20 protein-coding genes, 1 tRNA gene and 1 pseudogene are annotated in these 23,492 nt (G+C 55.2%); 15 read left to right on the top strand and 7 right to left on the bottom strand.

The features are described 5' to 3' along the window. Positions 1–45: 45 nt before the first annotated feature. The 3 genes and pseudogenes from bcp to NBH13_RS00560 form a co-directional block, all read right to left on the bottom strand. Positions 46–579: a thioredoxin-dependent thiol peroxidase gene (bcp, locus tag NBH13_RS00550; protein ID WP_099571902.1), complete on the bottom strand. Its 534-nt coding sequence runs from the start codon at positions 577–579 to the stop codon at positions 46–48. 1,475 nt (positions 580–2,054) lie between these two features. Continuing rightward, positions 2,055–2,237, bottom strand: a pseudogene (locus tag NBH13_RS00555) (redoxin domain-containing protein); the annotation flags it as partial. Between the two features lie 147 nt (positions 2,238–2,384). Beyond that, on the bottom strand, positions 2,385–3,155 hold the full coding sequence (locus tag NBH13_RS00560) for an SDR family NAD(P)-dependent oxidoreductase (RefSeq protein ID WP_033513081.1): 771 nt from the start codon (positions 3,153–3,155) through the stop codon (positions 2,385–2,387). Positions 3,156–3,516: 361 nt separating this feature from the next. On the opposite strand from NBH13_RS00560, the gene NBH13_RS00565 reads away from it, so the two are divergent. From NBH13_RS00565 to NBH13_RS00575, 3 genes are all read left to right on the top strand, one after another. Continuing rightward, on the top strand, positions 3,517–4,215 hold the full coding sequence (locus tag NBH13_RS00565; RefSeq protein WP_250778517.1) for a hypothetical protein: 699 nt from the start codon (positions 3,517–3,519) through the stop codon (positions 4,213–4,215). 334 nt (positions 4,216–4,549) lie between these two features. Continuing rightward, on the top strand, positions 4,550–5,122 hold the full coding sequence (locus NBH13_RS00570; RefSeq protein ID WP_250778852.1) for a haloacid dehalogenase-like hydrolase: 573 nt from the start codon (positions 4,550–4,552) through the stop codon (positions 5,120–5,122). 591 nt (positions 5,123–5,713) lie between these two features. Then, complete coding sequence (locus tag NBH13_RS00575) at positions 5,714–6,190, top strand: hypothetical protein (protein ID WP_099571898.1); 477 nt, start codon at positions 5,714–5,716, stop codon at positions 6,188–6,190. 626 nt (positions 6,191–6,816) lie between these two features. Here the strand turns inward: NBH13_RS00575 and NBH13_RS00580 are convergent. The 3 genes from NBH13_RS00580 to thrC form a co-directional block, all read right to left on the bottom strand. Further along, positions 6,817–7,332 (bottom strand): NAD(P)H-dependent oxidoreductase, encoded by a 516-nt coding sequence (locus NBH13_RS00580; RefSeq protein WP_099595646.1) that lies wholly within the window; start codon positions 7,330–7,332, stop codon positions 6,817–6,819. A 192-nt stretch (positions 7,333–7,524) separates the two neighbouring features. Beyond that, the gene (locus NBH13_RS00585; protein WP_180753758.1) at positions 7,525–8,829 is read right to left on the bottom strand and encodes an MFS transporter; all 1,305 of its coding nucleotides are present in this window, start codon (positions 8,827–8,829) and stop codon (positions 7,525–7,527) included. Between the two features lie 109 nt (positions 8,830–8,938). Continuing rightward, the gene (thrC, locus tag NBH13_RS00590) at positions 8,939–10,426 is read right to left on the bottom strand and encodes a threonine synthase (RefSeq protein WP_250778518.1); all 1,488 of its coding nucleotides are present in this window, start codon (positions 10,424–10,426) and stop codon (positions 8,939–8,941) included. Between the two features lie 262 nt (positions 10,427–10,688). Here thrC and glyA point away from each other — a divergent pair, with 262 nt between their 5' ends. From glyA to NBH13_RS00615, 5 genes are all read left to right on the top strand, one after another. Continuing rightward, the gene (gene glyA / locus NBH13_RS00595) at positions 10,689–11,996 is read left to right on the top strand and encodes a serine hydroxymethyltransferase (protein WP_099571894.1); all 1,308 of its coding nucleotides are present in this window, start codon (positions 10,689–10,691) and stop codon (positions 11,994–11,996) included. Positions 11,997–12,149: 153 nt separating this feature from the next. After that, a complete protein-coding gene (locus NBH13_RS00600; protein ID WP_099571893.1) occupies positions 12,150–13,463 on the top strand; it encodes a glutamate-5-semialdehyde dehydrogenase in 1,314 nt (437 codons plus the stop codon). Between the two features lie 35 nt (positions 13,464–13,498). Next, the gene (locus tag NBH13_RS00605; protein WP_374110521.1) at positions 13,499–14,050 is read left to right on the top strand and encodes a phosphoribosylglycinamide synthetase; all 552 of its coding nucleotides are present in this window, start codon (positions 13,499–13,501) and stop codon (positions 14,048–14,050) included. Positions 14,051–14,064: 14 nt separating this feature from the next. Then, positions 14,065–14,793 carry a nicotinate-nucleotide adenylyltransferase gene (nadD, locus tag NBH13_RS00610; RefSeq protein ID WP_180753436.1) on the top strand — a complete coding sequence of 243 codons (729 nt, stop codon included), beginning with the start codon at positions 14,065–14,067 and terminating at the stop codon, positions 14,791–14,793. A 90-nt stretch (positions 14,794–14,883) separates the two neighbouring features. Beyond that, complete coding sequence (locus NBH13_RS00615; protein ID WP_099571891.1) at positions 14,884–15,906, top strand: ribose-phosphate diphosphokinase; 1,023 nt, start codon at positions 14,884–14,886, stop codon at positions 15,904–15,906. Between the two features lie 162 nt (positions 15,907–16,068). Here the strand turns inward: NBH13_RS00615 and NBH13_RS00620 are convergent. Continuing rightward, a tRNA-Gln gene (locus NBH13_RS00620) sits at positions 16,069–16,139 on the bottom strand. A 524-nt stretch (positions 16,140–16,663) separates the two neighbouring features. Between NBH13_RS00620 and NBH13_RS00625 the strand changes: the two genes are divergently transcribed. From NBH13_RS00625 to frr, 7 genes are all read left to right on the top strand, one after another. Next, on the top strand, positions 16,664–17,293 hold the full coding sequence (locus NBH13_RS00625) for a hypothetical protein (RefSeq protein ID WP_236824365.1): 630 nt from the start codon (positions 16,664–16,666) through the stop codon (positions 17,291–17,293). 103 nt (positions 17,294–17,396) lie between these two features. After that, a complete protein-coding gene (locus tag NBH13_RS00630; RefSeq protein WP_099571889.1) occupies positions 17,397–19,445 on the top strand; it encodes an AMP-dependent synthetase/ligase in 2,049 nt (682 codons plus the stop codon). A gap of 2 nt (positions 19,446–19,447) precedes the next feature. Next, positions 19,448–19,933, top strand: a complete 486-nt coding sequence (locus NBH13_RS00635; protein WP_033501059.1) for a peptide deformylase — start codon at positions 19,448–19,450, stop codon at positions 19,931–19,933. A gap of 263 nt (positions 19,934–20,196) precedes the next feature. Next, positions 20,197–21,021 (top strand): 30S ribosomal protein S2, encoded by an 825-nt coding sequence (gene rpsB / locus NBH13_RS00640; RefSeq protein ID WP_250778520.1) that lies wholly within the window; start codon positions 20,197–20,199, stop codon positions 21,019–21,021. A gap of 76 nt (positions 21,022–21,097) precedes the next feature. After that, a complete protein-coding gene (gene tsf / locus NBH13_RS00645) occupies positions 21,098–21,949 on the top strand; it encodes a translation elongation factor Ts (protein WP_003834716.1) in 852 nt (283 codons plus the stop codon). Between the two features lie 179 nt (positions 21,950–22,128). After that, a complete protein-coding gene (gene pyrH, locus NBH13_RS00650) occupies positions 22,129–22,878 on the top strand; it encodes a UMP kinase (RefSeq protein ID WP_099571887.1) in 750 nt (249 codons plus the stop codon). Between the two features lie 53 nt (positions 22,879–22,931). Continuing rightward, the gene (frr, locus tag NBH13_RS00655) at positions 22,932–23,486 is read left to right on the top strand and encodes a ribosome recycling factor (RefSeq protein WP_099571886.1); all 555 of its coding nucleotides are present in this window, start codon (positions 22,932–22,934) and stop codon (positions 23,484–23,486) included. The last annotated feature ends 6 nt before the right edge of the window (positions 23,487–23,492 follow it).

Raw genomic sequence — 23,492 nt, forward strand, 5'->3', positions numbered from 1 at the left:
ACATAGAAAAGCTAATCCACAAACAAAACAACAAAGCATTCCAAACTAGAAAACGGAACCATCAAGCTTGTCGAGCGCCCGCAGCAAAGAATCAACATGACCCTTCGCGCGCACGTTGTACCGAGCGATACGAATCACTCCATCACCATCGATCACGAAAGTCGAACGAATTACACCCTCATAGACCTTGCCGTACAATTTCTTCTCACCATACGCACCATACAAACGATGCACAGTCAAATCAGCATCCGACAACAAAGGAAACGTCAAATGATCGCGCTCGCGGAACCGGACGAGCTTGTCCAGCGGATCCTTTGATATGCCGAGCACAGTGAATCCGCGGGAGCGCAGGCGTGCGAGGTTGTCGCGGAAGTCGCAGGCCTCAGTAGTGCAGCCAGGAGTCATCGCGGCAGGGTAGAAGTATAGGATGATATTCTGGCCGCGCAATGCGGAGAGCGCGATGCTATCGCCGTTGTCGCTGGGAAGTGTGAAGTCCGGGGCCGTCTGCCCCGCTTCGAGTCGTGCAGATGTACGGGAGTCCTGCGCTGCTGGGGTCGCTGGCGAATTGATGTCGGACATGATTGCTCCTTACCGTTCTTCGGACTTCGTGCCGATACAAAGCGCGAATAGGTGTCATCATACCCGCCTTACGTGCGCGCGGCTTGCTTGACTCGTTGCGCGACGATCTATTTTTCTCGTTCCAAAGCAAGCGCGGTATCGAATATTTCGATGTGAGCGGAACGGTTTTGTTTGTGCATGGGCTATTATTGGGATGACAAGTTTTGTGCCATTCCCCAAACCGGCTTGCCGTCGGTCGGGGCGGCGGAAGGCTTGCGAGAGGTCACTGCCGGATACCTCCGCCACGTCGGAGACGTGGAAACCGTAAGGGAGGCGTAGCATACCACCCGTGCGAAACCGTTGGAAAGCGGAAGGGTGAGCGAAACGTCCCGCGAGAGCGTGGCGAACCGCCCAAGCAGTGGGCGTCAGACCCGTCAAGGGAACAGATCCGAAAAGATCTGTTCCCTTCTTTTTATTCGGAGGGCAATGATGGCTGACCACAGCAAAGAGAAGGCGGAGTGGCTTCGGAAAGTAAGGGACGAAATCCGTCCCGCATATGCCCGGTTGTTTTCCTCGGGACGGTTGATTCTTCAATGTGATGACGGTAGCGAAGTTGCCATCAGGTTTACTAAAGGCGTTTTGCCCATCTATGTGGGTTTGAATACTACATGGACTTCCATAAGGGACGTCGTGCCCGGCAATCGGATTTCTATGACGACATCGTACGAAGGAATTTTACGGCGAAGCGCGTGGACTACACCCATAGACATAGCGACAGGAACACGTCATACGAAAAGCGGCGGAGTCATACAAAATCAAAACTGGATATAGCAGGTGAGGCCTTCAACCATGTGGCGAGTGCTGCCTATGTGGTGGAATCTGCGAAAAGTGGCTTGATTTTATTTGCTGGTGATGAGCGGTGGGCGTTGGGCTTGTCGGAACAGGTGAACAAGAAAGATGAGCGGACGGGTGATTACATTCCTGCATCTCTTGTGAATGAGAGTGTTCTTTCCGAGAGCATCCACAGGCGGGGTACGCGTGTGAGAAGCGTCGTATCAGCAAGATGGGAGTGATTCCGGAAACCGTTTGCTTGGTCTGTAGTCGTAGGCTTCGGCAACATAGCAGTGATTGTTGTTGCAGGATAAGAACAGGATGATGTTCCGGTTGCGGATGACAGCTCGTATCATTCTTCGGGTTTTCTCGATGTGTAGGTTTTGTGATTGCGGCCAAGTGGGCGTTCTCTTGGCCGCAATCATGGTTGGAAAGAGGTTGAGCGATGACTTGTGGCATAGCTGAGATGCCTCCGTACAAGTCCGCGAATCTGCCATGCATAAGCGAGATGAGGACAATGCACATCGAGGTGATGATGTTTTGTCTTTGCCGACGTGCTGGGCATCCCTGTCGAAAACGTCGCAGTAAACGAGTTCGGCGGCCTTGGCGGCGCGATGTGCTCCGCCGTGGGAACCGGCTTGTACAAGGATTCCCAAGAAGCGTTCGTGATTGCTGTAGCGAGGATGGATTCGGGCCACACGAATCACTCCATCACCATCGATCACGAAAGTCGAACGAATCACACCCTCATAGACCTTGCCGTATAATTTCTTCTCACCATACGCACCATACAAACGATGCACAGTCAGATCGGCATCCGACAACAACGGAAACGTCAAATGCTGTCGGGCTACTGGCGAATTGATGCCGACGTGATTGCTTCTTACGGTTCTTCGGACTTCGTGCCGATATAAAGCGCGAATAGGCGCCTGTTGAGGTCGGTCGGAGGGCTGTGAGCCACGGCCGGCCTCAACGTGCTAGATGGTTGTTAGAGGTTAGAAGACGCTGTAGCCGCCATCTACGCGAATATCAGTGCCAGTAACGTACGAGGAGGCGTCGCTGGCGAGGAAGAGTACCGTGCTGGCAATCTCGTCATTCGTGCCGAAACGGTGCATTGGCACGACTTCGAGCATGGCGTCGTGGCCAGGCATGTCGATACGGCCATTGAAAATTCCAGACCACACGTATCCGGGGGAGATGGTGTTGGAACGGATGCCGTCCTTGGCGAGCGCGGCAGCAAGGTAACGTGAGTGTTCCATGATGGCCGCTTTGGTGGCGCCATACGCGTTCACCGGCGTCGGACTTCCCATCATATAGTTCGCGTTATGTCCGGACAGGGAGGCTGTGAAGATCAGTGAGCCGCCATGACCGTGTTCGCGCATGATTTCATGCGCGATGCGGCCGGTACGGTAGGTGCCGTTGAGGTTGATGTTGATGGTGCGCGTCCATACTTCTTCGGTGGCGTCTTGGTCATCTCCCGGTACGTTGACTCCGGCGTTGAGGAACGCGAAGTCGACGGTGCCCAGCTGTTCCACCAATTGCGTTTTGAGTTCGGCTACTTGTTCGACGTTGGTGACGTCGCAGGTGAGCGCGATGACGTTGGTGCCGAAACGTTCGCTCATGTCTTTCGCCAGTTCGGTGAGCTTGTCTTCTTGGCTGGGCAGGTCGACTAGTGCGACGTCTGCTCCGGCTTGGGCGAGTGCGGCTGCGGCGTTGCGTCCTAGACCGCCTGCGGCTCCGGTGACGAAGCCTTTGCGGCCGCGCATTGAGAATTTATCGAGTATCGATTAGTTTGAATCCTTCCATTTGTCGAGGGGATAACGTTCGTCGAAGATTTGTTCGACGGTTTTCTCTGGAATCTTTGATGATTCGTCTGCCATGTTTCGCTCCTTTGCGTGATGGTGACCGCTTTTTTGGATGCGTCCGCGCATCATGTTTTGCGCATCTATGGACCATGTTTGCGGTTGCCTATGCTCGTGCCTGCGGTCGTTCGGCGTTCGTGCCGAACCAATTCGAGTGTAGCAAATAAAACGATGGCGATGCTGTCAGTATTTGTCAGGTAAAACGTAGTGAGGAAGCCGTAGAGTCAAGACCAGAAGATGGTTGGCGATCAAAAGGGGAGTGGTGATGACGGATTTGAAAATGTTTTCCAAGCCTGTGGTGTTCACGGATTTCGATGGGGTGCTCAACGCATTCCCGAATGACAAGCTTTTACGCAGGGGCGGCGTGAACAAGGTCATGACCTGGGCGAAGCCCGACAGTCCCTACGTGAAAATGTATGATCCGGAAAAAGCGTTCCACTTGGACGGCAACGAAAAAGCCCACACGCCCGTAGGATCATGGCGTATTCATTGGTCCAGTGAACTGTCCGACGCGATGTATGCGTTGGCGGTCGACGGTATCGTGGAATTGTGGTGGCTGTCCACCTGGCAGCCGTACTGCAATCAGATCCTCGACCTGATGCTCGGCTGGGATCCCATGCTGGTCGATGTCGTCACCTGGTATGATCCCGTCACCAAATGGGGACGTGAGACGGGCAAATGGCAGACCATCCAACGACGCGTACGCATCGAATGCGAAGAGAATGAACCCGCGCCGATCGTATGGATCGACGATGATGAATGCTTCGAACAGCGCGCGCAGCTCTTGGAGGAACTCCAGCCGAAAGCGCCGGTGCTTATGGTTCGCCCGGACTATCGTATCGGCATCAGCCGTCGTCAATGGAAGCTGATCGATACGTTCGTGCACCATCCCGAACAGTTCGACACGGTCACGTTCGACATGGAACCAACCTGCAGGATATACGACATCCACCACGGTTTCTAGCCTAAATGAATTACCATGGGAGGATAGTCGAGCGGAACGAGATGAGGATCTGGAATTCGCCAAGCTCATCGACACGAAGGCCCAGCCGTTGTTCGATGAGGAGTATCAGTAGCGCGAACGGCTTCTATGGGGCGAGTAACGGTCCGACTATGTTGCCGTGGTTTCTCCTTCCGAACGTGACATGAACCGAATGTGCATTGAGATGTGCAATTCATGCACATTGCGGTCGCTGGCCGTTCACCTTCATGTAAGAAGGAATCAGCCTTCGGGCTTTAGCATGAGTTGCAATGGCGCGTATTGGATGCGCGCGTACGAGGAAGTGAGAGCTGCTTACATGCGTGTGTTCGATTTCGACGGAACCATCTATGACGGAGAAAGCCTGTTCGACCTGTACCTGTTTTCGGCCAAATACAATCCGAAGGTATTGCGGTACATCGCCCCGGTACTGCGGTACGCCATCAAATACAAGCTCGGACGAGTCACGCTCGACCAAATGGAATACGGTGTGGGCAAACTATGCCACGGATATTTAAGCGAACTTGCCGAATCGTTGGAATTCGAAGAATTGGTCAACACCTTCTGGGATCAGAACATGAAGCGCATCAAACCCTGGTATGAGCCACGCGAAGACGATGTGATCCTCACCGCCTCGTTCGACATCACCGTGGGCGAGGCCTGCCGCAGGCTTGGCGTGCAACATTTGGTCTCGTCCACCATCGACGGCAACACGTTGAACGTAAACTACCTCAACTTCAACACCAACAAGCCCAAACGATTCCGCGAACTCTACGGAGACAACGTTCGAGTGGACGAATTCTACACAGACAGCCGATTCGACCAGCCCATGATCGACATGGCCCGACGTGCCTACATGGTTAAAGGCAACAAAATCCACCAAGTCAAATAGCCGGAAAGGCTGGAACGGAATACGGCGGCATGGGCTGATTCTTGCGTGTCCTTCAGTGGGGATGCCTTGCGTGGGCCAAGATGGGCGCCGGTTGTTCGGATTGCCGCATATAGGGAAAATGCAATCGAATGCAAAAACTAGGGCGACACGCGCTTGTAGGGGATTGATCCCGCGGAAGAAAAGTGGGATGATTGCTCGCAAAACAAAAGGGCAGGTCACGAAGCCATTCAGGATTCCATCGAATGTGGGCCGGAGCTTTTTCCCTTCAAGACCAAAGGCATTCTGCTTGTCTCGTCGAGATACGAAAACCTCGATAGGGACCGGGTGCGCATACATTTCGACAGCAGGAACATCGAAGGAATCCTCGATGGCGGGCACAATACCCTCGTCATCGGACTGCTGATCCTGAAGCGTGCCTTGGACTTCACCGGAGGGAAACTGCCTCGCGGCCAAAAGACATGAGGCATATTCAAGGCTTTCTGGACGCAATACCGGTCCAATATCGACGAATATCAGAAAGCCGTCCGCAAAGACGAAGATGGGACTGCGCCCGAAACGACAGCCGAAGGAGACCTATCCTTTTATGTTCCAATGGAACTCATCGTCCCGACTGATCCGGACGACAGGATGTGCGTGACGGAATTCCGCAACAATCTATTGGAAATCTGCGAAGCGAGAAACAACAACGCACAGCTGACCACAGGAACAAAAGCCAACCAAAAAGGATACTTCGACACACTCTCACAACAACTACGCCTCCAAAACAAACAAATCGCCGACCGAGTGGAATGGAAAAGCAACGACGGAGGAGACGCACCCATACAGAACCTAATAGCACTCACATGGATCCCACTCACCCTAATCCCGCCAGTCTCCGACGCAAACACCCTACAATGGAAAACAAGCCCACAAAACTTCGTCGAACAACACTTCGACGAAATCATGCGCCAATACTACATGAACCTGACAGCATGCCAATACGATCCACAAAAAGTCGGCAAAATGCCAAGCAGTTACAGCACGGCCCGCAACGCATACAAAATGGCGCTCGCAGGTATTGGCGGGTAAAGCCTTGTGGATTATGAAGGGGGTAAATATGGAATGCTGCATGAGCCGAAGCAAGGTGTCTACATGCTGAAGGTGAAAGAAGTATCCGGTATGAAGACCACCCGCCGCGAGAGCGGGCAATATGCAAGAAAAGGACGTTAACACGCGCGACGAATATGATTTTAGCGACGCGAAGGCGAACCCCTATGCCGTTGCGGCCCGCAGGCCGGTGACCATGAACCTCGCGGGGTAAGCGATCGAATACTTCAAAGACATGTCCAAGGAGACTGGCATTCCATATCAGAACCTCATCAATCCGTATCTGGTGCAATGCGCCCGGGAACATAAGAAGCTCGAATTCGTCTGAGCGAGGCCGTTCGCCGACGTCGGACCGACCGAACCGCGGATCGTCCCCCGCGATCTGGCACTGGCGTTCGGATCCGGTCGAACTTGCCCCTTCAGTCCGTTTTGCCGCCGTACAGCAGTCCGCCAGCTCAGCCGCCCACGCACATGTAGACCAGCCATCTGGGCAGGGGATAATAGGAACCCGTCGAACCCGTCCTCCACCCAGCCACGCTCCTCGAGCGAGTACGGAAAGAAACTCGTACCGTGAGATGTTGGAGACACGGTACGAGTTACAACCGTTTTCAGCGCCCAGTTAGGAAGGTGGGATATCGGGCAATGATTTCATCGAGCTGCTCTTCAGTGGACGTGGCCGCACCATGCACGAGGAACGGTTCACGATAGGAGGCGTGTACATAACGAGACATGGCCTCATACGGCGACAGCAACTCTTCCATAGTTCTCGCCTGACTACCATCATGCGTATAGCATTCAGCCGGTGCACCAGTGGAAACAGCCACCATGATCTCCTTGCCCTCCAACGCATAATCACCATAAGCCCAGCCGATATTCAACACGTCATCCTCCCACTGCTTAAGCAGTGCCGGAGCCGAATACCAGTAAAACGGGAACTGCAACACAATGCGGTCATGCTCCTGCAGCAACGCATGCTCACGTTCCACATCAATTTTGAAATCCGGATAGGCGGCATACTCATCCACCACAGTCACGCCATCGACCTTTCCGGCCACATCCATCAGCTTACGATTAACGTGGGAATCCTCCACATGCGGATGAAACACCAACACCAACGTCTTCATAAGTCGCCTCCTGACAACGGCTGTTCTACGTTACCCGCCATAGTAACCCCAATCGCAATCGCAAATACGAAACACAACCGTTCAGCCCACGGCTCAAAAACGCAAGTAAACTCCCACTCACTTCCGTAATCCGAAATCCGGCAACGAAGTTTCGAACAAGCAAGTCAGAAACTTCACACCATCATCCAACAACTACCGCGAAACACGTCTCACACACAACCAATAAATCAACCAAGCAACAGGAACCGTCAACATAAACACCGGATAAAACCACACAACCGGCAAACGCCCATACACCAAACCACCCACAAACGGACCAACCGACATACCCAAATCAATACCCGCATAATACGTACTATTCGCAATACCACTGCGCTCGCGGCCGGCGATCACTACGGCCTGCGCCTGCGTGACTGAACTCATCAAGCCATATCCGACGGCGGTGAAAAACGCAGCCAACAACAGCATCCAATCGTTGAACAGGAACGTCATACACGCGAGCATCGCCAGCATGCCCAATGAGCAGAGCGTAAGCCAAGAACGGAAGCCCTTACTGTCGAATAGGTCACGCAACACCAGCCTCAACACCAATAACGTGACCGCATAGAACATGAAAAACAGGTCGGCCGACACCGGCAGATGACGTGCCTCGACATAGTTCATTATGAATGATTGGTTCGCGAAATACGCTATGGCGAACATCATGAACGTCAACGACAACGGCACCACGCGTGGTTCCAAAATCGAACGGATCGAAAGATGATGTTTTTTGGTTGCGCCAGCAGAACCGTCAATGTCTACGGCAAGGGAGGGATTCTCCGTTGTGGAAGGCTGCTTTTTGCGTACCGGCTGTCCGCCATTCTTCACCATTAACGTGGCAATCAGCATGATCACCGCCAATATCAGCGAACTTAAAAACGTCAGTCGGTAGCCGATGTACTTCTGCGCGCGAATACCCAATGCCGGGCCGACCGCCATGGCTAGCGCGTTCATTGTGCCGTACAACCCCATGCCGGCACCCATATGGCGAATCGGCAGCAGAAGCGACATCCACGTGGCCAAGCAGACCGAACAGCATGCGAAACCGACACCGTTGATCACACGCGCCATGATGAGCATGATGGGGGAGTTCGCGAAATAGTACAGCAGTCCCGCGGTGAAATAAAGCACTGTGCCGGCCGTTACAAGCGTACGTTTGCTGGTTCTGTCGGAAAGATTGCCTGCGATCGGGCGGCAGAACAATGAGGTGAAACTCATCGACCCTGCCACCACCCCCATCAACATACCGGACGCGCCTAACGATTCCGCATATCCGGCGACAATCGGATTGGCAAGCATATTGCTCGACATGAAACAGAAGGTCGCGAGCATGACCAACGCCATGTCACGGGTGATGAGACGATCATGCTTACGTTGTAGCTGCTTCGGCTTGTTTGATTGTTGTGCCGGTTGTTCCTGCTGCATTGATTCAGATGCGGATGTCGTCGGTAATGTCATGCTCGTTCGCCTCCGAACATGCAACTGTAGCAGTCTTGACGAAAAACGGCCGTCCACATATTGCGGACGGCCGATAATGACGAACTAACGGTTCGAAGACATGCTTCGTTTACAGGGTTTTGGCGGCCTGCTCGACGAAGTCTTCTATACCGTCGATGTCAACGAAATGGTCGAAACGCACGTTGGCGGTTTCCAATCCGCGCAATGCGGCTGGGGCAGTGGTGCCGGTCGCTTCGGCAAGCACGTCCATGCATTCAAAATCCGTACCGGAAGCGTCCAATCCCAAGGACTCGTTGACCACACGCGGGAACTTGTACGGGCTGGCGGTGCTCAACAGCACGCGCGGCGTCAGCGGATCGCGAGGCATCTGCTGCATTACGTAATAGCCGCACGCGGTGTGCGGGTCGATCACGTAATGGTTCTTGTTCCAGCAATCCGCGATCATCTCACGCACCTGATCCTCATCGGCCCAGCCAGTGCCGAACAGGGAACGGATCTTAGCCAGCATCGGTTCGGGAACCTCATAGGCGCCCCACTGGTTCAGATCGTTCATCAGCATGGCGATCAGACGAGTGTCCTTGTCGGACATGTAATACAGCATGCGCTCCAGATTCGAGGAAATGAGAATATCCATCGACGGGGAAATCGTCTGATAGAACGGACGCTGACGGTTATACGTGCCGGAAGTCAGGAAATCGAACAGCACATTGTTCTTATCGGACGCAACAACCAGATGCTTGACCGGCAGGCCCAGCAACTTCGCATAATATCCGGCGAGAATATCACCGAAATTACCGGTCGGCACCACGAACTCGACCTCATCGCCAACATTGATGACCTGCTGTTCGAGTAGCTGCGCGTAAGCGGAGAAATAGTAGACGACCTGCGGCACCAAACGCCCCACATTAATCGAATTTGCGGAAGACAGTACCACATGCGAGTCGGACGCCAAGCGGTTGGCAAGCTCGCGGTCGCCGAAAATGCGCTTGACCGCGGATTGTGCGTCATCGAAATTGCCCTTGACCGCGCACACGTTCACATTCGAACCGGCCTGCGTGCTCATCTGCAGTTCCTGCACTTGGCTGACCTTGCCTTCCGGATAGAACACGGTGATGCCCGTGCCCTCGGCATCCGCGAAACCAGCGAGTGCTGCCTTGCCGGTGTCTCCGGAAGTGGCGGTCACGATCATGATTTTCTCGTTGTCGTCGCCATCGGTCGGGGTGGTGCGTGCCATGAAACGCGGCAGGATTTGCAATGCGACGTCCTTGAATGCGGAGGTCGGACCGTTGAATAGTTCCATCACGTAGTCATCGCCGAGCGGCTTGACCGGGGTGATCTTTTCGTCGGACCACTGCGCGCCGTATGCCTCGCTGATGCATGCTTTGAGTTCGGTTTCGGTGAAGTCGGGCAGCAACACGCTCAGCACGTCGAATGCGATCTGCTGGTAGGACTTGCCTGCGAGGGATGCGATGTCCACGTGGGTTTCGCCCAGTGAGTCGGTTACGAACAGGCCTCCATCGTCGGCGATGCCTTTGCGGATGGCCTGCTTGGAGGTGAGCGAATCGGTGGTGCTGCGGGTGCTGTGGAACGTGGTCACTGGATTTCCTTAGCAATAGAACGGGCAATAACGTCAAACAGTATTAAGTGTAGCGTTATGGGCGGGAAGAAACATGCTTGGCGTCCGTGGAATGGGACGACATGCGATTTGCAAATAGGCGATTGTTTCCTTCTTGTTTCGCGATTGCTGCCATGTTTCGAAACGCCCTGTTCTCCCATACGATTTATGCACGTACACTTCATCGTGGAGCCCGCATGCTCGTGCGGGCAACGTAGTTATCCTCCAAGCCAAGGAGAGTTCAATGACCGCATCACCTCTCGCGCAAACCCCGAACGACATGTTCAATGCACCCATTGCCGAAGCAGACCCCGAAATCGCCGAAGTGCTTAACGCCGAACTGTCCCGACAGCAAAACGGCTTGGAAATGATCGCCTCCGAAAACTTCGTGCCGCGTGCAGTGCTTCAGGCACAAGGCTCCGTGCTGACCAACAAGTATGCCGAAGGCTATCCGGGACGCCGCTACTACGGCGGCTGCGAGCAAGTCGACAAGATCGAAACCATCGCCCGCGAACGCGCCAAGAGCCTGTTCGGCGCCGAATACGTCAACGTGCAGCCCCACTCCGGCGCGCAGGCCAACGCAGCCGTCTACCAGGCGCTCGTCAAGCCGGGTGACACCGTGCTCGGCCTCGCACTCGACCATGGCGGACACCTTACCCACGGTATGAAGATCAACTTCTCCGGGCGTTTCTACCATGCCGAAGCCTACGGAGTCAACCCCGAAACCTTCCGCATTGACCCTGAAATCATCCGCCAGCGTGCGCTCGAAACCCACCCTGCCATGATCATCGGTGGCTGGAGTGCCTACCCGCGTATCGAAGATTTCAAGGCCATGAAGGAGATCGCCGACGAGGTCGGAGCCAAGTTCTGGGTTGACATGGCACACTTCGCGGGACTCGTCGCCGCGGGACTGCATCCGAGTCCGGTTCCATATGCCGATGTCGTGTCTTCCACTGCCCACAAGACTCTCGGAGGCCCGCGCTCTGGCTTCATTCTCGCCAAGCAGGATTATGCCAAGAAGCTCAACTCCGCAGTCTTCCCGGGCCAGCAGGGTGGTCCGCTCATGCATGTCATCGCAGGTAAGGCCGTCGCATTCAAGGTCGCATCCTCACCGGAGTTCAAAGACCGCATGCAGCGCACCCTCGACGGCGCCAAGATCCTCGCCGAACGTCTTATGGCCGACGACGTCAAGAACAACGGTATCAGCGTCCTCACCGGTGGCACCGACGTCCACCTCGTCATGGTCGATTTGCGCAACAGCGAAATGGACGGCCAGCAGGGCGAAGACCTCCTCGCACAATGCGGCATCACCATCAACCGCAACACTGTCCCGTTCGACCCGCGTCCGGCAAGCGTGGCCTCCGGCTTGCGTATCGGCACCAGCGCACTCGCCACCCGTGGCTTCGGCAACAAGGAATACGAAGAGGTCGCCGACATCATCGGCACCGCACTTGCGGCAGGCAAGGACGCTGACGTGGAAGCCCTCAAGGCTCGCGTCGACAAGCTCGCCGAAGACTTCCCGCTGTATCCGGGCCTCGACCAGATCCACTGATTCCATGTCGAATAATAGTTGATCGAGAACGGTTCCGGACATGAATCTCTGGAGCCACACGACATGTGAAATCGCGCCCTGCTCCCGACGCTACGACGAAATAATGGTCGAAGCTGCGGAACAAGGCGCGATTTCGCGCTAATCTAGGAAACTATGACGAACCCACAGATCCAAGCCAACGCCATGGAAATCGACGTGCTCAACGAAGTGTGCGCCAAAGCCGACGCCGCACGAATCGCGCAAGCGCAACTTGCCCAAACCAACACGCAACGTAAAAACGAGCTTCTCAACGTCATCGCGGACGCACTCGACTCGCGTGCCGGAGAAATTGCCGCAGCCAACGCCATCGATATGCAGGAAGCTGCTGAACATGGTATGGACGCAGGCAAGCTTGACCGACTCAAATTCGACGTGTCCCGAGTCAACGCAGCCGCACAAGGCGTACGCCACGTAGCTACCCTGCCGGATCCGATCGGCGAAATCGTACGCGGATACCATCTCGACAACGGTCTACGACTCGAACAGGCCCGCGTGCCCATCGGAGTGCTTGGCATGATCTACGAAGCACGCCCCAACGTCACCGTCGACGTCGCATCGCTCTGCATCAAATCCGGTAATGCGGTGCTTCTCAGAGGCGGACACGCGGCCGAACGTACCAACGCAGCCACACTCGGCATCATCGCCGACGTGCTACGCGAATACGGATACGACCCTGCGCTCATCGCATCCGTCGACGAATACGGACGCCAGGGCGCCACCGCCATGATGCAAGCCCAAGGTCACATCGACCTACTCATTCCGCGAGGGGGAGCGGGTCTTATTCAAGCCGTCGTGCAAAACTCCAAAGTGCCGGTCATCGAAACCGGAGCTGGCAACGTACATATCTACGTCGACCAAACCGGCGACCAAAACAAGGCCATCCCCATCATCCTCAATGCCAAAACGCAACGTGTCGGCGTCTGCAACGCCACCGAAAAACTCCTCGTGCATCAGGGCATTGCCGAAACGTTCCTTCCGCAGGCCGCAGCCGCACTCGCCGCCGCCAATGTTGAAATGCATGCCGACGAGCGAGCTTACGCAATCATCGATAAAGCCGGTATCGACGGAGTGGAACTTATGCATGCCACTGATGAAGACTGGGATACCGAGTATCTGGCATTGAAAATCGGCATCAAAGTGGTCGACTCACTCAACGAAGCCATCGAACACATCAACCGTCATTCCACCGGACATACGGAATCCATCATCGCCGAAGACTATTCGGCCATCGAGGAATTCACCTCACGCATCGACTCGGCGGTGGTGATGGTCAACGCATCCACACGTTTCACCGACGGGGGAGTGTTCGGTTTCGGCGCGGAACTTGGCATCTCAACGCAGAAAATGCACGCACGCGGCCCCATGGGACTACGCGAAATGACCACGACCAAGTGGATCGGTTACGGAACGGGGCAGGTGCGAGCATGAGCGAACAAAACGGTATCAACGAAAACGACAGTCAGATGGAGGGAACAATGACCGACGTCAAGAATCCATGGAATGCGGATCTCAATGATCCATATCTGGGATTGAAGCTCGCCTCCGAACGATTAAGCATTGTACGATACGTGTTCCTTGTGCAAATCGAGGACGGCATCGCCTCGGCGGCACAGCGCGCGTCACTCGAATATGCCGATGCGGTGTTGATTGGCTGGCCGGAAACCGGCGCCGACGACGTGGTGGAACTCAGCGAGGAGAAACTCAGGAACGTCGACGAGCAGATGCGTCTTATGGAACAGTACATCGCCAAATTCAGTGCCATGGAACGCGAACAGGATATCGACGGCATGACTGATACGCTGATTCGTGTCACCGAACGTGTGGCCGAGGTGCGACGTGCCTACCAGCCGGACTTCCCGTTGCCGACCTTCGCTGAAATCAGACGTGTTGTGCAGGACGAGTGGGACGAGGATATGGACAAGATCGATCCTGACAACGCTTCGCCCACGGCAGACAGCATCGGACGTGAAACCGCGGACGCCGATCAGGAGCAGAAGAGCGAGGACGCTTCATGACCGGTCCGAAACGCATGCGGCCCGAATCCGCCGAAGCCGATTCCGAACTTGCCATCAGCTATGTGGTGGAACCGGAACGGCGCATGTCCGGCCTTTCCGTGGAATCAGCAGGTTCCGCAGTGTCCACGGGTCGACGTTCAGCGCGCGGCAACTGGCATAGCAGGCCTCGCATCGGCATTATGGGCGGTACGTTCGACCCCATCCACAACGGCCACTTGGTGGCGGCGTCAGAAGTGTCATGGGTGTACGACCTCGACGAAGTGATCTTCGTGCCGACAGGACGCCCCGTATTCAAACTCGACAAGAACGTCACCAACGCGGAAGACCGCTATCTCATGACGGTCATCGCCACCGCATCCAATCCGAAATTCACCGTATCACGTGTGGACATCGACCGTCCGGGAATCACCTACACCATCGACACATTGCGAGATATCCGTGTGCAACATCCTGACGCGGAACTCTTCTTCATCACCGGAGCCGACGCGGTCGCGGAAATCATGCAATGGAAAGATGCCGACAAAATGTGGGATCTGGCCCACTTCGTGGCCGTGACCCGCCCCGGATACTCATCTCCAGAAGGGGTGAAACTGCCGGAAGGCAAGGTCGATACGTTGGAAATACCGGCGCTGGCGATTTCTTCGACCGATGTACGTCGACGCGCGGAACACGGGGAACCTGTTTGGTACCTCGTACCGGACGGCGTGGTGCAATATATTGGCAAGCACGGACTGTACCGGTAAATTTCAGGTGAACACGCGCGGATGAGACGGTCTGCGCGGATGGTTAGTATGGGTCACGTCCACTTGACGCAAAAACAGACGTTTGGAGACATGGTGAGCGCAATCCTTGAAGGAAAGCCGGATAAAAACCTTATCCTTGTCACAGGCAGAACACATCCGAAACTGGCGGCGGAAGTCGCCGAACAACTCGGTATCGATGTTCTGGAAACCACAGCATACGACTTCGCCAACGGCGAGATGTACGTGCGCTACACCGAATCCGTGCGTGGCGCGGACGTGTTCGTACTGCAAAGTCACGCAGCTCCGATCAATCAGTCGATCATGGAGCAGCTCATCATGATTGATGCGCTCAAGCGTGCCTCCGCACGTTCCATTACGGCGGTCTGCCCACTGTTGGGTTATTCCCGCCAAGACAAGAAGCATCGCGGCCGCGAGCCTATTTCGTGCCGTCTGATGTTCGACCTGCTCAAGACTGCGGGCGCCGACCGCATTATGAGCGTCGACCTGCATGCGGCACAGTCCCAGGGCTTCTTCGACGGTCCGGTCGACCATCTCATTGCTATGCCAGTGCTTGTGGACTACATTCGTGATCGTTTCGCCAACCAGCTTGACAACGTCGCCGTCGTGTCCCCGGATGCAGGCCGCATTCGTGTTGCGGAACAGTGGGCGCAGCGTCTTGGCGGCGGCCCGCTCGCGTTCGTGCACAAGACGCGCGACATCACCCGTCCGAATCAGGCAGTCGCCAACCGAGTCGTGGGCGACGTCGAAGGCAAGGACTGCGTGCTTGTCGACGATCTGATCGATACCGCTGGAACAATCGCAGGCGCCTGCAATGTACTCAAGAACGCTGGCGCCAAGTCGGTGACCGTTGTCGCTACGCATGGCGTGCTGTCTGGTCCGGCTGTAGAACGTTTGAAGAACTGTGGCGCCCGAGAAGTCGTGCTTACCGACACCGTGCCGATTCCTGAAGAGAAGCGTTGGGACGGTTTGACCGTACTATCGATTGCGCCGCTTCTGGCCAGCGCCATCCGCGCCGTGTTCGAAGACGGCTCCGTGGCCGAACTGTTTGACACCTACCCGGAACACCACGGCCAGGGCTTCTTGTTTGCCTGACATAGGTGTGTATAGGTGCATTTGCGAGGTGCCCGCTCCATATGGGGAGGGCACCTCGCAAATTTTTTGTATTGCGAATATTTTTCCCGGAATGCCGCTGCGCTTTCGGATAAGATAAAAGCTCCTGCAGACTGATTCTGCAGGAGCTTTTATCCTAACAAGCTCCCCCACCTGGACTCGAACCAAGACAAAGGGTTCCAAAGACCCGTGTGCTGCCATTACACCATGGGGGAACGGCAGAAACATACGTTTTCTGCCAAGTGTTCATTATGCCATATTATTCGGACGCCGCATACCACGGGGTGTCGCGCGACGGCGTTGCGAACTTTTTGGAGAATCTTGATATGGGATGGCTCTGCTGCGAACGGTGTAGAGACAATTTTTTAAAAAGTTTTTTGCGAAAAACTGGCGTCATAAGGCGCAAAGTACCATAATACGAACACATGCGAACAAACACGATCAATATCTTTCAGAAAAAGTCGGAGCTGTCCATTTTTATTAAGATATTTTGAGACGAATTAGGGGCAATGCTGAAGCAGGCCGTTTAATTGCATTTCCAGCAAAGAGCCACTCTATTCTTCAGTATATGAAGGGTGGATAAACGCATATTTAGGGTGTTCTGTAATAGTTTGGATATCTGAGTTATCCACATATCCACAAAAGGCAGATGTTAACTTGACGGGGGCAATCTTTCATGCCTTAATGGTTCCTACACCCCCTCTCAACGATGAGTCGGGCAAAGAAGAAAGGTGCCATCATGGATGGTTCATTTGAAAATGAAGTTCCGCCGCCAGCAGTTGACGGGACGGGTTTGGCTATTCCGTCTTCTGGACTGGATGTGCTGTTCAATAAGAAGGGGGAGGATGATCCTAAAGAGCTTCCCACGGAGGAAGAACTGACTGAATGGAAAAAACTGGTTTTTCCTTCCGGTCGAAAGCTTCCCACTTATGATGGGTTTCTCGATTCAGACCTTTTCGGTAGGAAAATTCCATTTCACTTTGTTCAGATCATGCCCGGGCCATGCGATGCTGAGTTTGCCTACTCCATGAGCATGTTTTCTGCGCGGCTACTTTGCAACATTGTTGATATTTTCCGCGGTAGGCAGAAGCTGTCGCTCGTGGAGAAGGTGTTGAGTGAAGACTACATGCGAAAGCTGAAGATTGCCTCCGCCCAGATCGTAAGCCGGATGAAGAAGGACGTAAAAGTGTACGCCCAGCTCGGATTGCTTCCGATTACCGTCTATACCGTCGAAAGCTGGATGATCTCGCCAACATGTTTCGAAAGCACTGTGCTGATGGGCATCGGAGGCCGGAGACTATGCGGCAACATGAAGTGCGTGCTCAAGGGATCCGCTTGGAAATGCGTGACTGCTGATTTCGGCATGTGACGAAAAACGGCTAATTATTCAAAACCCTTGGAATTGGCTAAATTCAGCCGATTCCAAGGGTTTTCAGCGTGCCTTAAATGTACTGCAACTACTATAGGGATTCATGTTGAGAGAATTTATACCAGAACCTGCGTATAGCACCACGGATGAGGACACCGTTTTCGCGTTGCTCTCCAGACGCGCTGAGCGTGATCCTGAGGATCTCATCGCCCAATGGCAGGACGATGAGACTCGTCGTTGGCATGACGTTACGGCTGGGGAGATGCTCGAACGTGTGCGTTCGGTTGCGAAAGGCCTTCTTGGCTTGGGGGTCAAGACCGGCAATATGGTGGTTATCTATTCGCCCACTTGCTACGAATGGGGAGTCGTTGATTTTGCCTGCGCCGCGATTGGAGCGGTAAGCGTGCCTGTATACGAGACCGATTCCGCCAAGCAGACCGAGTCAATTATCGAAGAGGTGAATCCGGTTATCGCTTTCGCTGGCGATTCCGCGCACACGCAAACGCTTGAGCGGATCCGTGAAGAGCACAGCAGCTTGCGGTATGTTTTCAATTTCAAGGCAGATGGTCTCGATGCCGTTGCTGATTTCGGAGAGGGCGTCAGCGAGGACGCGCTTGATCAGGTGATCGTTAGAGTCAAGGCCGATGACATGCTCACCATTGTGTATACGTCCGGTTCCACAGGCAAGCCCAAAGGCGCCATGCTCTCTCACCGGAACTTCACGCATATCGTGTTGAACGGCTACATCATTCTCGACGAAATGCTGTATCAGCCGAATCGTCTGATGCTGTTCCTGCCGTTGGCGCACTGTTTCGCCCGCTACATCCAATACGTTGCGATTGGTGGTCAAGGAGTGGTCGGCTATCTTCCGGGAGCCAAACATCTGCTTGCCGATTTGCGCAGCTTCAAACCAACCTATCTGCTGGGAGTTCCCCGCGTGTTCGAAAAGGTGTACAACGCGGCTTCGCAGAAGGCCGGAGCGGGCATTCGGGGAAGGGTGTTCGCTAGAGCATTTGATCATTTCGTGCAATGGTCGAAGGATGAGCAGGAAACCGGACACCATTCCATCGTGGCTCGCGCCGAACATTCGTTCTTTATGTCTGTCGTGGGTAAATCCATCCGCTCCGCTTTGGGGCCGAACATGAGGTACCTAGCCTGCGGAGGAGCCCCCCTGAACGTTGATCTCGCCCATTTCTTCAACGGTATGGATGATATTACCTTCATCCAAGGCTACGGTATGACGGAAACTGCCGCACCGATGATCGTCAACTGGCAAGATGCCAACCGTGTCGGTTCGGTAGGCAAGCCTGGTCCCGGTATGGGTGTGCGGACCGACGATGATGGGGAACTGCAGGTGATGGGTCCTAATGTGTTCCTTGGCTATTACAAGAAACCAGAGTTGACGGCCGACGTCAAGATGGCCGATGGCTGGTTGAAGACCGGTGATTTGGGAACCATCGACGATGATGGCTTTGTGTATATCACGGGACGCAAGAAAGACATCATCATCACTGCTGGTGGCAAGAACGTCAGTCCCGCACCCATGGAAGACATCATCAACACCTGCCCGATAGTGTCGCATGGTGTGGTGGTCGGCGACGGCAAACCATTCATCGGAGCCCTGATCGAGCTTGATCAGGAGATGGTCCGTTCCTGGCTTGCGCAGCAGGGACTTGACAGCAACATGTCCATGGAACAGGTTGCAAGGAACGATGCCGTGCGAGCGTTTATCCAGCAGTATGTTGAAAAGGCGAACGCGAACGTTTCCCGCGCGGAATCCGTACGCAAGTTCGAAATCCTCGACGAGGAGTTCAACCAGGAGAACGGCACGCTGACGGCGAGCCTGAAGGTCGTCAGGCCGAAAGTGCTCAAACGGTATGAGAACATCATCGACAACGTGTTATATGCTCCAAAACCATCCAACAGGCCGTTGCCGAAGACGGTGCAGATCCTTGACCGCACTACGGAAACGGTCAAGCAGGCATCCGAATCCATGCGGCAGGCATCCGAATCCGTAAGCCCGAAGGTTCGGCAGGCATTTGATACCATGCAGGAGAAAATCAAGAAGCAGTCCGAAGAAACCGACGGCGAGTCGTCAATGCCTGTGGTCCCATCGGAAACTGAGGAAACAACTATGATTGAGGAGAGATAGCTTTGGCAATACGTGAGATTCGAGTCGTACCTGATCCGGTGCTGCGCACGCCCTGCGACCCTATCAAGGAGATTACGCCGGCTGTGCGTCACCTGGTGCAGGATCTGCTTGATACCGTTGACGATCCGGGACGTGCCGGTCTGTCGGCCAACCAGATTGGCGTGGGTTTGAGGGCATTCTCCTACAACATCAACGGCAAGATCGGATACGTGCTCAACCCTGTCCTTGAAGAAACCAGCGGCGAACAGTACGGGGATGAGGGGTGCCTGTCCGTGCCTGGATTGTGGTACAAGACTCGTCGTGCCGATTATGCTCGTGTGCGTGGCATCGATTTGGACGGCAAGACGGTCGTGTTGGAAGGACATGGCATTATGGGCCGCATGCTGCAGCATGAAACCGACCATCTGGATGGCCATGTCTATCTCGATCGTCTGGAGAAAGAGGAACGGCGTGAGGCGATGCGCTACATGCGCAATCACCGCAAGTAATTGCTGCCGTTCCGTTTAATATGACGATTTGGGGTCACGTCTTTGCAAAAAGACGTGACCCCATGGTATTTTTACACCTTGTGTGCCATCCGGTAAGGAACTGTGTCGTGAAAGTTCCGAACCACCAATATTGTCAACCGGCATACAACCAATTCGCGTCATGTTCGCGACGACCTGTGTCGGTCGGCCAATGCCGTAAGGTTTTGGCTGCACGCAGGAACGCATGACCAGGCAAGAACCGACAAGAAAGAGGTAGTAATACCATGGCTCAGATCAATATGAGCGACATGCTGAAGGCAGGCCTGCACTTCGGCCACCAGACCCGTCGTTGGAACCCGAAGATGAAGCAGTTCATCCTCACCCAGCGCAACGGCATCCACATCATCAACCTGTTCAAGTCGCTCGACATGATCGATAAGGCCTATGACTTCATCAAGGCTACCGTCGCTCACAACGGCACCGTGCTGTTCGTCGGCACCAAGAAGCAGGCTCAGGAAGCCGTTTCCAACCAGGCCACCCGTGTCAACATGCCGTATGTTTCCGAGCGTTGGCTCGGCGGTATGCTGACCAATTTCCAGACCGTGTCCAAGCGCGTCTCCCGTCTCAAGGAACTCGAAGAGATGGACTTCACCGACGTTCGTGGCTCCGGCCTGACCAAGAAGGAACTGCTCCTTCTCGAGCGTGAGAAGGACAAGCTGGCCAAGCAGCTGGGCGGTATCCGCAACATGAACCGTACTCCGTCCGCCATGTTCGTGGTTGACGTCAACAAGGAAGCCCTGGCCGTCGAGGAAGCTCACAAGCTGGGCATTCCGGTTGTCGCCATCGTCGACACCAATGCTGATCCGGAGTCCGTTGAGTACCCGATCGCAGCCAACGATGACGCCATCCGTGGCATTGAACTGCTGACTGGCCTCATGGCTGACGCAGTGGCCGAGGGCCTGCTGGAGCGTTCCGGCAAGGCCGCCAAGGCTGAAGGCGAAGCCGAACAGCCGATGGCCGCTTGGGAGAAGGAGCTTCTCACTGAGGGCGCTCCGGCCGCCGACGCACCGGCTGAGGCCGAAGCTGAGGGCGAAGCCAAGGCTGAGTGAAAATATCCACTATGATGGGAGGTGTTGTGCCTCCCACTCATATGGGACATCACTATTTTCCAGAGGAGACAAATCAATGGCAGCAATCACTGCAGCTCTGATCAAGCAGGTGCGCGAGGAAACCGGTGCCGGCATGATGGACGTTAAGAAGGCTCTGACCGAGGCTGAGGGTGACGTGGCTCGCGCCAAGGAGATCATCCGCGCCAAGGGCATTCAGGCCGCTGGTAAGCGCGAAGGACGCAAGGCTCAGGAAGGCACCATCGCCTCCAAGGTCGTGGAGTCCGCCAATGGCCAGACCGGTTACGCCGTCGAACTGAATTCCGAGACCGACTTCGTGGCCAAGACCCCGAAGTTCGTGGAATTCGCTGACAGCGTTCTCGAGGATGCCGTCAAGGCCGAAGCCGCTTCCGTGGACGAAGTGCTGGCAGCCGCTTCCGGCGAAGCCACCGTGAAAGAAGCCGTCGAAGAGGCGGCCGCTCTGTTCGGTGAGCATGTCAAGGTCGGCCAGTTCGCCAAGGTCGAAGGTCCGCACGTCGAGATCTACGCCCACAAGAAGTCCGCTGAAATGCCGCCGAGCATCGTGGCCATGATCGCCACTGATGAGGCTGGTGCCGCCGTGGCTCACGAAGCCGCTCTGCAGATTTCCGCAATGGGTGCCCAGTGGCTGACCCGTGAGGATGTTCCGGCCGATGTGGTCGAGTCCGAGCGTCGCGTGGCTACTGAGAAGTCCCTGGCTGAAGGCAAGCCGGAGAAGATCGTTCCGAAGATCGTTGAAGGACGTCTCAACGCCTTCTACAAGGAGAACGTCCTGCTCGAGCAGTCCTACGTCAAGGATCCGTCCAAGACCGTCGGCGACCTGTTCAAGGAAGTCGGTGGCGCGGCCGTGGCCTTCGCTCGTGTCGAGGTCGGCAAGGGCGAAGCCGAGTGAATTGGCTTTGTAAGTGAATCCATGCGTTAGACGCACGGCGATTCCATAAAGGTGGCCATCATCCATAGGGTGACGGCCACCTTTGTTTTTAGACTGTGTCGCTACGCTGATGTGTCTGTGTTTGCCGATACTCTTGAGAGCGGTAAATTTCGTGAGTTCTCGGGCAAGAAAGGCTTTTCATGACTGGCGAAAACACTGGTGATAATCCACGCAGGGTGCTGCTCAAACTATCCGGAGAGGCGTTTGGTGGCGGCAAGGTCGGCATCGACACATCTGTTATCCGCCGTATCGCGGAAGAAATCGTTCCTGCGGTGCAGCAGGGCGTTCAGGTTGCCATCGTTGTCGGTGGAGGCAACTTCTTCCGTGGCGCGGAACTTCAGCAGGCTGGTATCGATCGCTCCCGCGGCGACTATATGGGCATGCTGGGAACTGTGATGAACTGTCTCGCATTGCAGGATTTCCTGGAACAGGAAGGGCAGGCCACGCGTGTGCAGACTGCCATCACTATGGGGCAGGTCGCCGAACCGTACATTCCACTCAAGGCCATTCGTCATCTGGAGAAGGGCCGCGTCGTGATTTTTGGTGCCGGCGCCGGCATGCCGTATTTCTCCACCGACACGGTGTCCATCCAACGTTCCTTGGAAATTCATTGCGATGAGGTACTGATGGGCAAGAATGGCGTGGATGGCGTCTATACCGCTGATCCTCGCAAAGACGAGAACGCCAAGCGTTTCGCCACGTTGAGCTATAACCGTGCGCTTGTCGACAATCTCGCCGTCATGGATGCTGCCGCGCTTTCCATGGCTCGCGATAACAAGCAGCGCATCCGCGTTTTTGGACTTGAAGGCGCCGGTAATGTGACTCGCGCTCTTCTCGGTAAGGAAATCGGAACCATGGTTTCCACTGCGGAATCCACGCTCGCTGAATAACGACATTCAACGTCGAATATCGATCGAACAAACCAACAACAAGGAGTAAACAAATGGCAACTATCGTCGAACAGGCCAAGGCGCAGATGGCCAAGTCCGTGGAATCCACCAAGGAGAACTTCTCCGGCATTCGCACCGGTCGTGCCAATCCGGCGTTGCTCAACGGCATCACCGTCGACTACTACGGCGCCCCGACCCCACTGAAGGCCGTCGCCACCATCGGCGTGCCGGAACCGCGAACCCTGTCCGTCACCCCGTTTGACGCATCCCAGGCCAACGCCGTCGAGAAGGCACTGCGCGATTCCGATCTGGGCGCAAGCCCGCGTCGTGACGGCAACGTCATTCGCCTGACCATGCCGGAACTGACCGAAGAGCGCCGCAAGGAATACGTCAAGCTTGCCAAGGGCAAGGCAGAAGACGGCAAGGTCGCTGTGCGTAATATTCGTCGCAAGGCCAAGGAATCCCTCGACAAGGCCATCAAGGATGGCGAAATGGGCGAGGACGAGGGCGATCGTCTGCTCAAGGAACTCGACAAGGTCACCAAGCAGACCACTGACGAGCTCGACACCCTGCTTGAAGCCAAGCAGAAGGAGATCATGGAGGTCTGAGACCTT

Source organism: Bifidobacterium intestinale (assembly GCF_023656765.1).
Taxonomy (GTDB): domain Bacteria; phylum Actinomycetota; class Actinomycetes; order Actinomycetales; family Bifidobacteriaceae; genus Bifidobacterium; species Bifidobacterium hominis.

Excerpts from the sequence above, each read along its gene's own strand:
- NBH13_RS00625 (WP_236824365.1), top strand. The coding sequence starts at position 16,664 with ATGGATGGTTCATTTGAAAATGAAGTTCCGCCGCCAGCAGTTGACGGG.
- pyrH (WP_099571887.1), top strand. The coding sequence starts at position 22,129 with ATGACTGGCGAAAACACTGGTGATAATCCACGCAGGGTGCTGCTCAAA.
- tsf (WP_003834716.1), top strand. The coding sequence starts at position 21,098 with ATGGCAGCAATCACTGCAGCTCTGATCAAGCAGGTGCGCGAGGAAACC.
- NBH13_RS00575 (WP_099571898.1), top strand. The coding sequence starts at position 5,714 with ATGGAACTCATCGTCCCGACTGATCCGGACGACAGGATGTGCGTGACG.
- NBH13_RS00605 (WP_374110521.1), top strand. The coding sequence starts at position 13,499 with ATGGAGGGAACAATGACCGACGTCAAGAATCCATGGAATGCGGATCTC.
- NBH13_RS00630 (WP_099571889.1), top strand. The coding sequence starts at position 17,397 with ATGTTGAGAGAATTTATACCAGAACCTGCGTATAGCACCACGGATGAG.
- rpsB (WP_250778520.1), top strand. The coding sequence starts at position 20,197 with ATGGCTCAGATCAATATGAGCGACATGCTGAAGGCAGGCCTGCACTTC.
- NBH13_RS00565 (WP_250778517.1), top strand. The coding sequence starts at position 3,517 with ATGACGGATTTGAAAATGTTTTCCAAGCCTGTGGTGTTCACGGATTTC.
- bcp (WP_099571902.1), bottom strand. The coding sequence starts at position 579 with ATGTCCGACATCAATTCGCCAGCGACCCCAGCAGCGCAGGACTCCCGT.
- frr (WP_099571886.1), top strand. The coding sequence starts at position 22,932 with ATGGCAACTATCGTCGAACAGGCCAAGGCGCAGATGGCCAAGTCCGTG.
- NBH13_RS00615 (WP_099571891.1), top strand. The coding sequence starts at position 14,884 with ATGGTGAGCGCAATCCTTGAAGGAAAGCCGGATAAAAACCTTATCCTT.
- NBH13_RS00570 (WP_250778852.1), top strand. The coding sequence starts at position 4,550 with ATGCGTGTGTTCGATTTCGACGGAACCATCTATGACGGAGAAAGCCTG.
- NBH13_RS00560 (WP_033513081.1), bottom strand. The coding sequence starts at position 3,155 with ATGCGCGGCCGCAAAGGCTTCGTCACCGGAGCCGCAGGCGGTCTAGGA.
- nadD (WP_180753436.1), top strand. The coding sequence starts at position 14,065 with ATGCGGCCCGAATCCGCCGAAGCCGATTCCGAACTTGCCATCAGCTAT.
- NBH13_RS00585 (WP_180753758.1), bottom strand. The coding sequence starts at position 8,829 with ATGACATTACCGACGACATCCGCATCTGAATCAATGCAGCAGGAACAA.
- NBH13_RS00580 (WP_099595646.1), bottom strand. The coding sequence starts at position 7,332 with ATGAAGACGTTGGTGTTGGTGTTTCATCCGCATGTGGAGGATTCCCAC.
- glyA (WP_099571894.1), top strand. The coding sequence starts at position 10,689 with ATGACCGCATCACCTCTCGCGCAAACCCCGAACGACATGTTCAATGCA.
- NBH13_RS00600 (WP_099571893.1), top strand. The coding sequence starts at position 12,150 with ATGACGAACCCACAGATCCAAGCCAACGCCATGGAAATCGACGTGCTC.